The sequence below is a fragment of the Streptomyces sp. NPDC001406 genome (assembly GCF_042895285.1).
Classification (GTDB): Bacteria; Actinomycetota; Actinomycetes; order Streptomycetales; family Streptomycetaceae; genus Streptomyces.
The window spans coordinates 260,718-276,299 of sequence record NZ_JBIAWG010000010.1 but is presented as its reverse complement, the minus strand read 5'-3'; the positions used below and the strand labels follow the sequence as shown (position 1 = coordinate 276,299).

Below are 15,582 nucleotides of genomic sequence, written 5' to 3'. Positions count from 1 at the left end.
CGTGAACGGCCCCGCCCCTGAGCAGGGGCGGGGCCGTCAAACGGGGGGCGCGCGATCAGCCGCCCGCGCCGAACGCGACCGCCAGGTACTCCTTGCCGTACGCGGAGTCCGACTTGTGGGCGAAGACCGCCGACATGTAGAGGTGCCCCTGGGCGTAGAGGATCTCCGCGTACTCCGGCAGCATGCTGGTCTCCACGTCCCGCACGTCCCGGGTGGCCGGGTTCTCCAGCAGCTTGGTCTCCTTGAAGGAGCCGCCGTCGATGCTGACGATCTGGCCGCCCTTGTCGTAGGGCGGGCGCTTGTACGCGATCAGGTTGCCGCCGTCCATGCGCAGCGGGGAGATCGTGTAGCCGTCGCCGGCATCGGCGCGCTGGCCGGTCTGCTTGCCGGTGCTCAGGTCGAACGCGACGATCTCGTTGGTCTTGCTGTAGTCGCCCTTGCCGTCGTGTTCCTCGGTCGGCACGTACAGCTTGTCGTTGCCGACCACGATCTCCTTGCAGTACTCGATGCGGGAGATGCCGTCGCAGCGGCCGCCGTAAGAGTCACCGGGCGCGTTGATCCTGGCGCGCAGCTTGCCGGTCTTGTTGTCGATGGAGAAGTAGTCCGAGATGCCACTGCCGTCGCCCGCGCTGTCGCCGACGTCGGCGGCCACCACCAGCGGGTTCGTCGAGACGACGCTGGCGTACTCGATGCCCTGGGCCATCTTGTACTCGGAGATCACCTTGCCCGACTTGGGGTCGATGGTCTGGATGTGCAGCTGGCGGTTGTCGTACTGACCGCACTTGCGCACGGCCACCAACTGGTCGCCGCCGCCGTACCCGGCGTCGTAGCAGGTATCGGTCGGCTTCGGCTGCCAGAGCACCTTGCCGGAGTCGATGTCGAAGGCGGCGCCGCCATTGGTGCTGCCGACCGCGACGGTCCGCTGGGCGACCGTCACATTGTCGAAGTTGATGGCGTAGTCACCGGACTTGGCCGTCTTCGTCCACAGCTTCTTGCCCGCGTCGAGGTCGATGGCCGCGACCTGGCTGCAGCCCGCGGAGGAGCTCTTCGCGGGCATCTTCGGCTGGAAGGTGATCGCCGTCAGGTTGTCCGACGTGACGTGGGTGGTCGCGTTGCACACGGGGCCGGGCAGGTCGATCGTCCACAGCTTGCTGCCGCTGTCGGGGTCGTAGCCGACGATCTGGGCGATGCCGCTCTTGGCGTACACCTTGTCGGTGAGCCAGGAGCCGGTGGTGACGACCGTGTCGTCCGCCTTGGGCAGCGGGACCTTGAAGCTGATCGCGGAGGCGGGGTCCGAGGGCACCTTCTCCTTGCCGCCCGAGGTCGTGCCCCCGCTGCCGCCCTTGCCGCCCTTGCCGTCCTTGCCGCCGGTGGTGCCGCCGGAGCTCGCGGTGTCGTGCTTCTTGCCGTCGTCGCCGGACGACTTCGCGTACCAGATGCCGCCGCCGACGATCAGGGCGATCACGACGAGGGCCGAGACGATGATGACGAGCGAGGAGTTGACCTTCCGTCCGCCCCCGCCCGGCGCCCCGGGCTGCGGCTGGAGCGGCATGGTGGGCCGGCCCGGGTAGCCGTAACCGGGCTGCTGTCCATAGCCCGGCTGCTGCCCGTAACCGGGCTGCTGGCCGTACGCGTTGGGCTGGGTGTACGGGTTCGGCGGCTGGGCGGGGTAGCCGTAGCCCGGGGGCGTCTGCGGGGCGCCCTGCGGGGCCTGGGGGTATCCGTAGCCGGGCGGCGGAGGCGGCGTCTGCGGGGCCTGCTGCGGATAGCCATAGCCCGGCTCCGGCGCCTTCTGGAGACCCGGCGGGGTCGGCGGAGTGGCAGGCGGCGGCGTGGGCGTCGCGGGCGGCTGGTCCTGGGGCGGGCCGAAACCGCCCTGCTGCGGGGGCTGGTTGGGCGGCGGAGGCGGCTGGGTCATGACAGGTGTACCTCGGAAGGACGGGGACGGAGGAGAAGCGGGGTGCGGACCGGGCTCACTTGCCGAAGGCAAGCATCAGCTTCTCCTTCGTGTCGTCGTTGCCGTTGAGCCGGGTGGACGAGATGTAGAAGCGTCCGTCGGCCCACTCGATCGCACCGTCGAAGAAGCCGTCCTCGATCTCCGCGGTGCCCTGCGGGTTCTGCAGCAGCTTCGTCGTGGTGTGGGCGGAGCCGGTCGTGGGGATCGACACGACCTGGCCGCCCGCGTCGTACGACGGGTGGACGTAGGCCACGAGTTGGCCGCCCTCCACCTTGACGGGCGTCATCGACTCGTCCGCCGGGGACTTCACACGCCACGCGGCCTTGCCGGTGGCCAGGCTGATCGCGACGATCTCGTTGGCGCCGCTGGTGGAGTCGGTGGGCAGATAGAGGGTGTTCGCGTCGGCGGCGACGCCCTGGCAGCCCTGGAGGTCGCGTTCGAGGATCGCCCAGCCGCACTGCGGGGCGAACTTCTCGTCGACCTTGACCTCGGAGCGGAACTTGCCGTTGCTGGTGAAGGTGGAGATGTTCCAGGCCTTCTTGTCCTCGTTGGTCAGATAGACCACGAGCGGGTCGACGGAGTAGGTCCGCGCGACCGTCCAGCCCTTCTTCACCGGCTGGGTCCAACGGACCTTGCCGGTGGCCGGGTCGAGCTCCTGGATCTCGTCGTGCTCGTTGCTGCCGGTGGCGTCGCAGGAGGCCACGGAGATCAGACGGTTCGTGCCGCCCGCGAACGCGGTCGGGAAACAGTCGGTGCCGTACCTCTTCTTGTCGAACAGCTTCTTGCCGCTGGCGAGGTCGTACGCCGTGCCCGACTGCGAGCGGCCCACCATCAGCGTCTTGCCGGCGATGGTCAGCTCCAGGCTGAGCGTGCTGTCGAACAGCGCGCCGTCGGCGACCGTGCCGCTCCAGCCCTTCTTGCCGGTGTCGAGGTCGATCTGCTGGAGCTGGTTGCACTTGGCGCGGTCGCTGGTGCCGCTCATGTACGCCACGACGACCTTGTTGTCGGCCGACTTCACCGGGGTGACCGCGCAGATCTTCTGCGCGAAGGTGATCGGGGACCAGGCCGGGTCGCCATTGCCGACGCGGTAGCCGAAGACCTGCTTGTACGCCGCCTTCACCGCCGTGCTTCCGGTGACCCACATACCGGGTGCGTCGGCGCCGGAACCGGGCGCGTCCGGAGCCGTCTTGTACCAGAGCACCCTGGCCTCGCCGGGTTTGCGGCCCTCGTTGAGGTTGTCCGGGTCCGAGCCGCCGTCGCCGCTGCCGTCACCGGGGTTGACCGGGTCGGCGGAGCCGGTGGACTTGGAGTCGTCGCTCTGCTGGGCGACGGGCTTCTTCTTGCCGCCGTCGTCGCCACTGGCCACGTAGATGCCCACGCCGACGACGAGCAGCGCCGCCACCGCGGCCGCGGTGATCACGGCGGGCTTCCCCTTGAAGGGGTTCTTCGAGCCGCCGGGCGGCGGGGTGCCGGGCGCGCCGGGGAACTGCGGCTGCTGCGGGTAGCCGTAACCGGGCTGCTGTCCGTACGGCCCCGGCTGCTGCGGCTGCCCGTATGCGCCGGGGGCGCCATAGGGACCGGGCTGCTGTCCGTACGGGCCGGGCTGCTGCGGGTAGCCGTAGCCCGGCTGCGGCTGCTGGGGCGGCTGGGCCGGCGGAGGCGGGGCCGCCGGAGTGCCCTGGGGGGCGCCGAAACCTCCCTGCGCGGGCGGCGTCTGCGCGGGTGGCGTCTGCGGGGGCCCGAAGCCGCCGCCCTGTGGTGGCTGGTCCTGCGGTGCTCCGAAACCACCCTGCTGCGGCGGCTGGTTGGGCGGCTGAGTCATCAGCGCTCTCCCCCTCGTTCACTGATTTTTAGCCACGCCCTGAGGTTCGTGTCGGACCCAAGGTCGTACTCAGAAAGTTCTCAGACGGCTCTTTCTATCACCCGGTACAGACAGCACACGGGGCCGTGCCCACCCCTGTTCCCAAGGGAGGACCGGCCCGTGATGGCGTCGTTATGCGCCTTCACGCCCCCTTCACGCAGCGCACGCGCCCCCTGCGCGCGAGGGATGACGAGAGAGAGGAAAGGTCAGGCGTCCTCCGCCAGTTCCAGCCACCGCAGCTCCAGCTCCTCCCGCTCGCCCGTCAAGTCCCGCAGCTGCGCGTCGAGTTCGGCGACCTTCGCGAAGTCCGTGGCGTTCTCGGCGATTTGCGTGTGCAGCTTGGTCTCCTGCTCGGAGATCTTGTCCAGCCGGCGCTCGATCTTCTGGAGTTCCTTCTTGGCGGCGCGCTGGCCGGCGGCGCTCTTCTCCGGGGCGGCGGCCCTGGGCGCCGCGGCGGCGGCCGAGGCGGCGACCGCCTCCTCCATCCGCTGCCGCCGCTCCAGGTACTCGTCGATGCCGCGCGGCAGCATCCGCAGGGTGGCGTCGCCGAGGAGGGCGAACACCCGGTCGGTGGTGCGCTCGACGAAGAACCGGTCGTGGGAGATGACGATCATCGAGCCGGGCCAGCCGTCGAGGACGTCCTCCAGCTGGGTGAGGGTCTCGATGTCGAGGTCGTTGGTGGGCTCGTCGAGGAAGAGGACGTTCGGCTCGTCCATCAGCAGCCGCAGCAGTTGCAGGCGGCGCCGCTCACCGCCGGACAGGTCCCCCACCGGCGTCCACTGCTTCTCCTTGTTGAAGCCGAACGTCTCGCACAGCTGTCCCGCCGTCATCTCGCGGCCCTTGCCGAGATCGACGCGCTCGCGCACCTGCTGCACCGCCTCCAGGACCCGCCAGTTCGGGTTCAGCTCGGCGACCTCCTGGGACAGATAGGCGAGCTTGACGGTCTTGCCGACGGTGACCCGGCCGCCCGCGGGCTGCGCCTCCCCCTGGGTGCGGGCCGCGTCGGCCATGGCGCGCAGCAGAGAGGTCTTGCCGGCGCCGTTGACGCCGACCAGGCCGATGCGGTCGCCGGGACCGAGCTGCCAGGTGACGTGCTTGAGCAGCACCTTGGGCCCGGCCTGGACGCTCACGTCCTCCAGGTCGAAGACGGTCTTGCCGAGCCGCGAGGAGGCGAACTTCATCAGCTCGCTGCTGTCGCGCGGCGGCGGCACGTCCTTGATCAGCTCGTTGGCGGCCTCGACACGGAAGCGTGGCTTGGAGGTACGGGCGGGCGCGCCGCGGCGCAGCCAGGCCAGCTCCTTCCTGACGAGGTTCTGCCGCTTGGTCTCCTCGGTGGCGGCGATGCGCTCGCGCTCGGCGCGGGCGAAGACATAGTCGGAGTAGCCGCCCTCGTACTCGTACACGTCACCGCGCTGGACGTCCCACATGCGGGTGGACACCTGGTCGAGGAACCACCGGTCGTGCGTCACGCACACGAGCGCCGAGCGCCGGTTCTGCAGATGCCGGGCCAGCCAGGAGATGCCCTCGACGTCGAGGTGGTTGGTGGGCTCGTCGAGGACGAGCAGGTCCTGCTCCTCGATGAGCAGCTTGGCGAGCGCGATCCGCCGCCGCTCGCCACCGGACAGCGGGCCGATGACGGTGTCCAGCCCCTTGGGGAAGCCGGGCAGGTCGAGCCCGCCGAACAGCCCGGTGAGTACGTCCCTGACCTTGGCGTTTCCTGCCCACTCATGGTCGGCCATGTCACCGATGACCTCGTGGCGGACGGTGGCGGACGGGTCGAGGGAGTCGTGCTGGGTGAGCACGCCGAGCCGCAGCCCGCCGGACTGCGTGACCCGTCCGGTGTCGGGCTCCTCCAGCTTGGCCAGCATCCGGATGAGGGTGGTCTTTCCGTCGCCGTTGCGTCCGACGACCCCGATCCGGTCCCCTTCCGACACGCCGAGCGAGACACCGTCCAGCAGGGCACGGGTGCCGTACACCTTGCTGACGTTCTCGACATTGACCAGGTTGACGGCCATTTCACTCCTGCGCAGGGGGGTCGGTCAGCCTTCTAGCCTAGGGCCTGCGGGGGTGGGGGCGGGGCGCGAGGGGGCGGTCACTCTTTGTGATGACGTGATCGGGATGCGGCCGCTACCGTGGAGGACAGGCAGCAGGATCTTGTCCATGGGAGGAACCATGACAGCCCAGCCCGCAGAGCAGTCCGGATGGCGCATGCCCCCGCTGGACGGCTACACCGTGGACGACCTGCTCACACTGCCTGATCTCCCGCCGCACACCGAGTTGATCGACGGGAGCCTGGTACTCGTGCGCCCGCAGCGTTTGTTCCACACGGACGCGATCGACCTGCTGGTGAGCGGCTTGCGCGGCACGGTGCCCGCCGATTTCAAGGTCGCGCGCGAGATGACGGTGGTGCTGGATCGGCGCAACGGACCCGAGCCGGACATCTCCGTGATCAAAGCGACCGCCAAGAAGGGGCGGCGGCAGACATACATCGAGGGACCGGATGTGGTTCTGGCTGTCGAGGTCATCTCCCCCGAGTCCGAATCCCGCGACCGGCTCACCAAGACGCACAAGTACGCCGCGGCTGGGATCCGGCACTACTGGCTGGTCGAGATGAGCGGGCCGGACGAACACCCGGCCATCGAGGTTTTCGAACTCTCGGAAGACACCGGCGTATACCGGTCGACCGGCACCTACCGCGACCGCATCAAGGTCGACAAGCCCTTTCCCATCGACATCGATCTGACGGCCATCGACACCCTCTGATCGATTCAGACCACCGTCGCGCCCGCCACCGGGCCGGAAGCCGTCCGCACCGACCGGCACGTCCCCGACGCCCGCAGCGCCTGAGCCACCTTCTCCGCCGACTCCGCATCCCGCGTCAGGAAGGCCGTCGTGGGCCCGGAACCCGAGACCAGGGCCGCCGCCGCGCCCGCGCCGCGCCCCGCCGCAAGTGTGTCCGCCAGCTCCGGGAACAGGGACAGCGCTGCAGGCTGCAGGTCGTTGGAGACCGCCGCCGCCAGCGCGTCGCAGTCGCCCTTCTCCAGCGCCTTGAGCAGTTCCCCGGAAGCCACCGGCTCCGGAATGTCCCGCCCCTGAGCCAACCGGTCGAACTCACGGAAGACGGCCGGGGTCGACAGCCCGCGGTCCGCCATCGCGAACACCCAGTGGAAGGTGCCGCCGACCTCCAGAGCCGTCAGTTGCTCCCCGCGCCCGGTGCCCAGGGCCGCCCCGCCCACCAGGCTGAAGGGCACGTCGCTGCCCAACTCGGCGCAGATGGCGAGGAGTTCGGCGCGGGAGGCGCCCGACCCCCACAGTGCGTTGCAGGCGAGCAGCGCGCCCGCGCCGTCCGCGCTGCCGCCCGCCATGCCGCCGGCGACCGGGATGTCCTTGGTGATGTGGATGTGCACGGCCGGGTCGATGCCACGGCGCCCGGCGAGCGCGATCGCCGCGCGCGCCGCGAGGTTGGTGCGGTCCAGGGGGACCTGGTCCGCGTCCGGTCCCTCGCAGGTGACGCGCAGCTCCTCCGCCGGGGTGACCGTGACCTCGTCGTACAGGCCGACGGCGAGGAAGACGTTGGCGAGGTCGTGGAACCCGTCCGGCCGGGCGGCGCCCACGGCGAGCTGGACGTTGACCTTGGCCGGAACCCTGACCGTGACGCTCACTTGCCCGTCCCCTCGTACGCGTCCTTGTGCTCGGCGATCCGCGCGAACTCCTCGACCGTCAGCGACTCCCCGCGCGCCTGCGGCGAGATGCCGGCGGCGACGAGGGCGGCCTCGGCGGCCGCGGCGGAGCCCGCCCAGCCGGCGAGCGCGGCCCGCAGGGTCTTGCGCCGCTGTGCGAACGCCGCGTCGACGACCGCGAAGACCTCGCGCTTGGAGGCGGTCGTCTTGATCGGCTCTGCCCGCCGGACGAGGGAGACGAGCCCGCTGTCGACGTTCGGCGCGGGCCAGAAGACATTGCGGCCGATGGCCCCGGCCCGCTTCACCTCGGCGTACCAGTTGGCCTTGACGGAGGGCACGCCGTACACCTTCGAACCGGGCGCGGCGGCGAGCCGGTCAGCGACCTCGGACTGCACCATCACCAGCGTCCGCTCGATGCCGGGGAAGGTGTCGAGCATGTGCAGCAGCACCGGGACGGCCACGTTGTAGGGCAGGTTCGCGACGAGGGCCGTGGGGGCGGGGCCGGGCAGCTCGGCGACGTGCATCGCGTCGGAGTGGACCAGCGCGAACCGGTCCGCGCGCCCCGGCATGCGCGCCGCGATCGTCGAGGGCAGCGCGCCGGCCAGGACGTCGTCGATCTCGACGGCGGTGACGTGGTCGGCGACCTCCAGCAGCGCGAGGGTGAGGGAGCCGAGCCCCGGGCCGACCTCGACGACCACGTCGTCGGGGCGGACCTCGGCGGTGCGGACGATCCGGCGGACGGTGTTCGCGTCGATCACGAAGTTCTGGCCGCGCTGCTTGGTGGGACGCACGCCCAGCGCTGCCGCGAGCTCACGGATGTCGGCGGGGCCGAGGAGGGCGTCTGGGGTGGGGCTGCTCACGGGACAAGGGTACGGGGGTGCGGCCGCCGGGATCGCCAGGGTGCCCCGGGCGACGGCCGGGGGGTGTCGTTCGGATCAGGTCGGCCGTGACGAGGGGTGCGGTCTGGCCGACCCCGAGCGGGGTCATGGGGGGTGCCCCCTGGTCGAGCGAAGCCGAGAGCTTGGGGGAGCCGGCGAGTGACGACAACGCGGCTGGGGTCCCCCCTGCTCGAAGAGCTTGGGGGAGTGCGTGCCAGGGCCCGCGATGCCGGGATGATCCGAACGACACCCCCTAGCCGTGCAGCCGGGACCCGCAGTGCGGCCAGGGGCTCGTGCCCCGCTGCACGTACAGCTTCTTCGCCCGGAACGTCTGCTCGTCCTCCGACGCGTCCTGCGGGCGCCCCTTGCCGCCGAGGCTGTGCCAGGTGCGGGAGTCGAACTGGTAGAGGCCGCCGTACGTCCCCGACGGGTCCACCGCGTGCGTCCGGCCGCCGGACTCGCAGTCCGCGAGGCGGTCCCAGTCCAGGTCGTCGGCGTCCTGCACGGACGGCGGATGCGGCCTCGAACCCACCTTCACGACCTGGGCGCGCGGCTCCCGCACGACCTCGGACTGCTCCAGGCGCGGCTTCTGCCGGACCCCGTTGACGGTCCGCACGAGGTAGGCGACCCGCCGCAGCCCCGGCTGCCCGGCCCGCTCGACGACCTCCGTGCCCCGGAACAGCGCGGGGTCGGCGGTTCGCGTCACGTCGAACGGGATCGCCTCCTCCCGGACCTCCTGGGTGCCGGTCACCCGCAGCACGGTCACCGTCTGCCCGTCCCGCGGGAAGCTCTCGGGCGGGACGGACGTGGTGTCCTCGCCGTGCAGGGTGACCCCGGCCTCCTCGACGGCCTCGCGGACGGTCGCCGCGTTGGTGCGGATGACGCGGGCCCGGCCGTCCGCCATGATCGTGACGGCGCGCTCGGTGCGGACGTCGAGCGTGAGCCCGGCGCGTCCGATGGGCCGGGAGCGCGAGGCCGAGAGGTAGGCGCCCTCGGCACGCACGCCCAGCTGGGCGAGCACCTCGTCGACCGTGCGCGCCGTCGTCCACACCTCGCGCCGCTGACCGTCCAGGGTGAGCCGCAGGGGGCGCCCGTAGTGCACCTCGACCTCGTCGCCGCTGGCGAGCGCCGTGCCGGGAGCGGGCACCACCAGGTCGTACGCCCCGACGCGCACGCCCTCCTGGGCGAGCAGTTCGGTCACGTCGTCGGCGAAGGTGTGCAGCGTGCGCGGCTTCCCGTCGACGGTGAGCTCGACCGCCTTGTCCTTGGCGACGAACGCGGTGGTGCCGCCGGCGAGGAACGCGACGACCAGCGCCTGCGGCACCAGTCGGCGCACGGTGGACTCCGACCGTGCGGCGGAGCGTGCCCGGCGCCGCCGCGCGGCTCGCCCGTGCGTCTGGCGGGGCAGCACCTGCCGTTCGCAGGAGGGCCGGTAGGTGTCCTCGTACAAAGGGGCCTCGTACATCCCGTAGGGCAGGGTCTCCGCGGTGTGCACCAGGGGGTCGGGGCCGTACGTCTCGTACTGCGACTTGCTCACGCACGCTCCAGGGAGCCAGAGGGGTCCGGATCGGGCCCCCAGAACCTAGCGGAGCGGGCGTCGCTCTCCAAAGTCGCGCGATTACGGACTGTTGCCCACCGAACGTGCGATCAGTAGCCGAAGGCGCGGGCCGTGTTCGCCCCCAGGGCGGTCGCCAGCGCGTCTTCGTCGATGCCGCGCACGGCGGCCATCGCGCGCACGGTGACCGGAACGAGATAGGGGGCGTTGGGCCGTCCGCGGTAGGGCGCCGGGGTCAGGAAGGGCGCGTCGGTCTCCACGAGGACCAGTTCCAGCGGGGCGACGACGAGGGCGTCGCGCAGGTTCTGGGCGTTCTTGAAGGTGACGTTCCCGGCGAAGGACATGTAGTAGCCCTCGCGTGCGCACACCTCGGCCATCTCGGCGTCGCCCGAGTAGCAGTGGAAGACGGTGCGCTCGGGGGCGCCCTCCTCCTTCAGGACGCGCAGGACGTCGGCGTGGGCGTCGCGGTCGTGGATGACCAGTGCCTTGCCGTGCCGCTTGGCGATCTCGATGTGGGCGCGGAAGGACCGCTCCTGGGCCGCCTTGCCCTCGGGCCCGGTGCGGAAGTGGTCCAGGCCCGTCTCGCCGACGCCCTTGACCTGGGGCAGAGCGGCCAGCCGGTCGATCTCGGCGAGCGCCTCGTCCAGCGCCGCGTCGCCGCCCGGCTCGCGCGCACCCTGCCGCAACCAGCCGTCGGGGTCGCCGTGGACGATGCGCGGGGCCTCGTTGGGGTGCAGGGCGACGGTCGCGTGGACGCTGTCGTACGCCGCCGCCGTCTGCGCGGCCCACCGCGAGCCCTTGATGTCGCAGCCGACCTGGACGACCGTCGTCACTCCCACCGACGCGGCCTTGGCAAGGCCTTCCTCGACGGTGCCGGACTGCATGTCGAGGTGGGTGTGGGAGTCGGCGACGGGCACCCGGAGGGGCTCCGGGAGCGGCGGTGCCGCGTTCTTGTCGGCGTTCGAAGGCATGCCCCGATCCTACGAAAGGGGCATGCCCCGTCGGCCGGGCGAGGTGGTTCAGCTCGCCCTGCGCTGGAACGGATGCAGGAGATCGGACAGATGCCAGTGGTGCTGCTCCTCGGCCTGCGCGGGCGTCCCGGCCTCGGCCTCGGGCTGCGTCCCGTGCGGGTGCCGCTGCGCCGCGCTGCGCACCGACGAGACCTGCCCCGGCCGCATGATCCGTACGACGTGGCCGTCGCAGTTCTGGCAGCTGGGCCGGCTCAGCGGGGACGGGACGACCGTGCCGTTCGCCACGTACGTGACGAACTCGTGGCCGTCGGCGTCCGTGTGGTGCTCTATCGCGTACGACTGCTCCCAGCCGTGCCCGCATCGCATGCAGGCGAAGGAATACGACTCGTGAACGACTGCGCTCGCCGTACCGCGGAGGCCGGTCTGCCCTGCGATCTCACTCATGCCAGCTCCTCGGGTCCGCTGGACAAAGGGACGGGTGCGTCCCTTCGACCAAGTGGACGCCTTCACCGACGCGAACGCACCCGGCCTGTCGAGTGTTGGAGGCGATTTGGACTTTCCTTGCCATACCGGCCCCGGGTACCGGGTGCGGGCTTTGCCTTCCGCAACTGCCCTTTGCCCACCCATGGGGCGCGCGCTCATGGGAGAAGCAGCCTGCTCAGAGGGGATGTGAGCCCGACGTGAGCCCCCTCACGACGGCGGCGCGTTCTTCGCCGCGACCACCGCGTCGAACACCTCCCGCTTGGGCAGTCCCGCCTCCGCGGCCACCGCGGCGATCGCCTCCTTGCGCCGCTCCCCCGCCTCCTCGCGCACCCGCACCCGGCGCACCAGTTCCCCGGCGTCGAGCTCCTCGGGGCCGCGCTCGGGGGCGCCCTCGACGACGACGGTGATCTCGCCGCGCACCCCCTCCGCGGCCCAGGCGGCCAGCTCGGCGAGCGGTCCGCGCCGTACCTCCTCGTACGTCTTGGTCAGCTCCCGGCACACCGCGGCGCGCCGCTCGGCGCCGAACACCTCGGTCATCGCGGCGAGGGTGTCGTCGAGGCGGTGCGGGGCCTCGAAGTAGACGAGGGTGCGCCGCTCCTCGGCGACCTCGCGCAGCCGGGAGAGCCGTTCGCCCGCCTTGCGCGGCAGGAACCCCTCGAAGCAGAACCGGTCGACGGGCAGTCCGGACAGCGCGAGCGCGGTGAGCACGGCGGACGGTCCGGGCACCGCGGTGACGTGGATGTCCTTCTCGACGGCCGCGGCAACCAGGCGGTAGCCGGGGTCGGAGACCGACGGCATGCCGGCGTCCGTGACGAGGAGCACACGCGCCCCTGCGAGCAACTCCTCGACCAGCTCGGGCGTGCGGGCCGACTCGTTGCCCTCGAAGTAGGACACCACGCGGCCCTTGGGCGTCACGCCCAGCGCCTGGGTGAGCCGCCGCAGCCGCCGGGTGTCCTCGGCGGCGACGACGTCCGCGCCGGCGAGCTCCTGAGCGAGCCGGGGCGGCGCGTCCGCGATGTCGCCGATGGGGGTGCCCGCCAAAACAAGGGTTCCAGTCACGCTCCCCATCCTCCCAGGGCCCTGGGAGGCGCAACGCACACCAACCGGTGAGGCCCATGCGCGGGACTCACACAGAACGTTTCCCTACGATGGCGCGGTGACCAGTACCGCGTCCTCCACGGACACCCGGCAGGGCCAGGCACCGCACGACCAGCGGCCGTCGTGGCAGCAGCGGCTGCGCCGTTTCGGCTACCCGGCGGGGCACAGAAGCGACGGCGATGTCCTCGACCGGCTGGTGCCGCCGTACGCGCAGCCCAGCCCGCGGCTGTGGCTGGTCCTGGGCGTGCCGCGGACGCTGGCCGAGCGGATCGGCCGCTGGTCGGGCTGGGGCGGTCCGCTGCTGGTGACGCTGATGGCGGGCCTGATGCGGTTCTGGCACCTGGGCAGCCCGAAGGCGGTGATATTCGACGAGACGTACTACGCCAAGGATGCCTGGGCGCTCGTCCACCGCGGCTTCGAGGTCAACTGGAACAAGAACGCCAACGATCTGATCCTGCAGAAGGCGGGGCACGTCGGCATCCCGTCGGACGCGGCGTACGTGGTGCACCCGCCGGTGGGCAAGTACGTCATCGGACTCGGCGAGCTGATCTTCGGGTTCGACCCGTTCGGCTGGCGGTTCATGACGGCGCTGCTGGGCACGCTGAGCGTGCTGCTGCTGTGCCGGATCGGGCGCCGCGTCTTCCGCTCGACGTTCCTCGGCTGTCTGGCCGGCGCGCTGATGGCGGTGGACGGGCTGCACTTCGTGATGAGCCGCACCTCGCTGCTCGACGGCGTGCTGATGTTCTTCGTGCTCGCGGCCTTCGGCTGCCTCGTCATCGACCGGGACAAGTCGCGGGAGAAACTCGCGGCCGCGCTGCCCATGGACGCGGACGGCCGGGTCCGCCCGGACCCGCACGTCGGTGACAGTCTCCGTCTGGGGTGGCGGCCCTGGCGCTGGGCGGCGGGCCTCCTGCTCGGCCTGGCCATCGGCACGAAGTGGAACGGCCTCTACATCCTGGCCGCGTTCTGTGTGATGGCGCTGCTGTGGGACGTCGGCGCCCGCAAGGTGGCCGGTGCCTGGCACCCGTACCGGGCGGTCCTCAAGCACGACACGGGCATCACGTTCCTGGCCACGGTCCCGGTGGCCGTCGCCGTGTACCTGTTCTCCTGGATCGGCTGGATCCTCTCCCCGACCGACGGCACCGGCGGCTACTTCCGCAACTGGGCGGCGACCGACGGCAAGGGCGGCAGCTGGACCTTCCTGCCCGACTGGCTGCGCAGCCTGTGGCACTACGAGCACGAGGTGTACGAGTTCCACGTCGGCCTGTCGTCCCCGCACACCTACCAGTCGAACCCGTGGAGCTGGATCGTGCTGGGCCGCCCGGTCTCGTACTTCTACGAGTCGCCCTCGCCCGGCGCGGACGGCTGCCCGGCGGACGCGGGCCAGAAGTGCGCCCGTGAGGTCCTCGCCATCGGCACGCCGGTGCTGTGGTGGGCGGCCTGCTTCGCGATCCTCTTCGTCCTGTGGCGCTGGGCCTTCCGCCGAGACTGGCGCGCGGGCGCCATCGCCTGCGGCATCGCGGCCGGTTACCTCCCCTGGTTCATGTACCAGGAGCGCACGATCTTCCTCTTCTACGCGGTCGTCTTCGTCCCGTTCCTGTGCCTGGCGGTGGCCATGCTGATCGGCGCGATCATCAGCCCTCCCGGCTCCACCGACACCCGCCGCGTGATCGGCTCGGCGGCCGCGGGCGTCCTGGTCCTGCTGATCGCCTGGAACTTCATCTACTTCTGGCCGCTGTACACGGGCACGGCGATCCCGATCGACAGCTGGCGGTCGCGGATGTGGCTGGATACCTGGGTCTAGCTGGGCGAACAGACTACGAGGGCGCGGCAGGCCGCCGCGCCCTCGTAGTCGTTGTCGGTCGTTGGCGGCTGTCGTAGGTCGCCCTCGGACGGCCCAGAGACGGCCCGGTTCTGGGCACGAGCAGATTTACAGACCGCGCGACTCGACCGCGGCCAGATCGACGACGGGCGGTCGGCATGCGTCAGCGGAAGCGGGACGTGGAGGCCGCTGCTACACCGACCCCTTCGAAATGGGGCTGTTCAGCGAGGAGTTGCGGGCACGGTACGGACGGGAGGTACTGGGCAGATGGCACAACAGTTCATAGAACACGTGATTCAATGACGGGATGGTAGGGGACGGCACATTCCTGGGACCGTTGGAACTGGCCGACGGCCATTGGGGAGTCGGGGACGCCACACGACCGGATGCCCACTGGGTGGAGTTCAGCCCGGGCGGGCTCTACCAGCATGAGCCAGACTCCGAGGGACGGTTGATCCCGTGGTCCAGGATCATGACTGGCATCTGGATCACCTGGGGCAAGCACTCCTGGAACACAAACAGCAGGGGCATGTACACGCTGAGGGGAATGGTCGCCGGGCGCGACGGCGGCTGGATGCACATGACACTGCGCCACCCGTACGAGGACCACCAGCTGCGCTTCGACCGGCACGCGCGCCCATACCGGGCGGTGGACGCCCTCCGGCTGGAGTATCTGCTGCGGCAGCTCATAGACGAGGGAAAGCCACATCTCCTCGGCGACCCGGAATGGGTGGGCCAGGCCGTGGCGCACCTGGCTGGCGGGAAAAGCAGCTGGATCACGCACCGTGCGCTGCGACGGGTAGCGGCGGAAGCCCTGGCAGCGGCCGGCCCGGGCAGCCCCTGACGGCCCGCCATCGCCATCGGCGCTCTTGAACAGGTCAGCAAGGCCCTGCTTCGCACGCGCTTCGAGGACCCTGCTCTGTAAATCACAGACCGCGCAGGCCGCCGCCTGTGAGCCGCGATTTTCCGCGGACCCGCAGTCCCCCCAAGAAAACGCAGCCGAAGTCGCTATGACCTGCGAAAACTAGGTGCTGACGCCAGGGAGTGACATCCACCGTCCACACCTCGTCCAGAGAACGCAGGTGCGGTTGCAGGTCACCTGAGGGCGAGCACCGCAGCCCAGGCAGCGTGGCGTGCCCCGAGCAGAGGCGAAAGCCCTGCGACGCTTCCGGCTCCGTACCCCGACAGCCTCAAGAGCGTCTGTTGGGGGGTGTTCCCATCATGATGTGATCAACACCATAAAGAAGATCATGGCGTTGGCGGCGACCGCCCTGACC

The 15,582-nt window shown here is 70.8% G+C and carries 12 protein-coding genes; 3 read left to right on the top strand and 9 right to left on the bottom strand.

Annotation, left to right across the window (positions count from 1 at the left end; translation table 11 throughout):
• Window positions 1-55: 55 nt before the first annotated feature.
• The 3 genes from ACFY1J_RS25335 to ACFY1J_RS25325 all read right to left on the bottom strand — a co-directional run bounded on the left by ACFY1J_RS25335 (window position 56) and on the right by ACFY1J_RS25325 (window position 5,833).
• Window positions 56-1,918, bottom strand: a complete 1,863-nt coding sequence (locus ACFY1J_RS25335) for a PQQ-binding-like beta-propeller repeat protein (RefSeq protein WP_390709884.1) — start codon at window positions 1,916-1,918, stop codon at window positions 56-58.
• Window positions 1,919-1,973: 55 nt separating this feature from the next.
• Window positions 1,974-3,779, bottom strand: coding sequence for a PQQ-binding-like beta-propeller repeat protein (locus tag ACFY1J_RS25330; protein ID WP_390731988.1), 1,806 nt, complete (start codon window positions 3,777-3,779; stop codon window positions 1,974-1,976).
• Window positions 3,780-4,024: 245 nt separating this feature from the next.
• Window positions 4,025-5,833 carry an ABC-F family ATP-binding cassette domain-containing protein gene (locus tag ACFY1J_RS25325; RefSeq protein WP_390709882.1) on the bottom strand — a complete coding sequence of 603 codons (1,809 nt, stop codon included), beginning with the start codon at window positions 5,831-5,833 and terminating at the stop codon, window positions 4,025-4,027.
• Between the two features lie 157 nt (window positions 5,834-5,990).
• Here ACFY1J_RS25325 and ACFY1J_RS25320 point away from each other — a divergent pair, with 157 nt between their 5' ends.
• A complete protein-coding gene (locus ACFY1J_RS25320; protein WP_390709881.1) occupies window positions 5,991-6,581 on the top strand; it encodes a Uma2 family endonuclease in 591 nt (196 codons plus the stop codon).
• A 5-nt stretch (window positions 6,582-6,586) separates the two neighbouring features.
• Here the strand turns inward: ACFY1J_RS25320 and ACFY1J_RS25315 are convergent, their stop codons facing one another.
• The 6 genes from ACFY1J_RS25315 to rsmI form a co-directional block, all read right to left on the bottom strand.
• The gene (locus ACFY1J_RS25315) at window positions 6,587-7,480 is read right to left on the bottom strand and encodes a 4-(cytidine 5'-diphospho)-2-C-methyl-D-erythritol kinase (protein WP_390709880.1); all 894 of its coding nucleotides are present in this window, start codon (window positions 7,478-7,480) and stop codon (window positions 6,587-6,589) included.
• A complete protein-coding gene (gene rsmA / locus ACFY1J_RS25310) occupies window positions 7,477-8,358 on the bottom strand; it encodes a 16S rRNA (adenine(1518)-N(6)/adenine(1519)-N(6))-dimethyltransferase RsmA (protein WP_390709879.1) in 882 nt (293 codons plus the stop codon). Before rsmA ends, ACFY1J_RS25315 begins: the two co-directional genes overlap by 4 nt.
• A 271-nt stretch (window positions 8,359-8,629) precedes the next feature.
• Complete coding sequence (locus ACFY1J_RS25305) at window positions 8,630-9,913, bottom strand: ubiquitin-like domain-containing protein (protein WP_390731987.1); 1,284 nt, start codon at window positions 9,911-9,913, stop codon at window positions 8,630-8,632.
• A gap of 110 nt (window positions 9,914-10,023) precedes the next feature.
• On the bottom strand, window positions 10,024-10,902 hold the full coding sequence (locus tag ACFY1J_RS25300) for a TatD family hydrolase (RefSeq protein WP_390731986.1): 879 nt from the start codon (window positions 10,900-10,902) through the stop codon (window positions 10,024-10,026).
• Window positions 10,903-10,950: 48 nt separating this feature from the next.
• Window positions 10,951-11,346, bottom strand: a complete 396-nt coding sequence (locus ACFY1J_RS25295; RefSeq protein ID WP_390731985.1) for a hypothetical protein — start codon at window positions 11,344-11,346, stop codon at window positions 10,951-10,953.
• Between the two features lie 246 nt (window positions 11,347-11,592).
• Window positions 11,593-12,444 carry a 16S rRNA (cytidine(1402)-2'-O)-methyltransferase gene (rsmI, locus tag ACFY1J_RS25290; RefSeq protein ID WP_390731984.1) on the bottom strand — a complete coding sequence of 284 codons (852 nt, stop codon included), beginning with the start codon at window positions 12,442-12,444 and terminating at the stop codon, window positions 11,593-11,595.
• 97 nt (window positions 12,445-12,541) lie between these two features.
• On the opposite strand from rsmI, the gene ACFY1J_RS25285 reads away from it, so the two are divergent.
• Both ACFY1J_RS25285 and ACFY1J_RS25280 read left to right on the top strand, forming a co-directional pair.
• On the top strand, window positions 12,542-14,287 hold the full coding sequence (locus ACFY1J_RS25285; protein WP_390731983.1) for a dolichyl-phosphate-mannose--protein mannosyltransferase: 1,746 nt from the start codon (window positions 12,542-12,544) through the stop codon (window positions 14,285-14,287).
• A gap of 490 nt (window positions 14,288-14,777) precedes the next feature.
• The gene (locus tag ACFY1J_RS25280) at window positions 14,778-15,149 is read left to right on the top strand and encodes a hypothetical protein (RefSeq protein WP_390709873.1); all 372 of its coding nucleotides are present in this window, start codon (window positions 14,778-14,780) and stop codon (window positions 15,147-15,149) included.
• The last annotated feature ends 433 nt before the right edge of the window (window positions 15,150-15,582 follow it).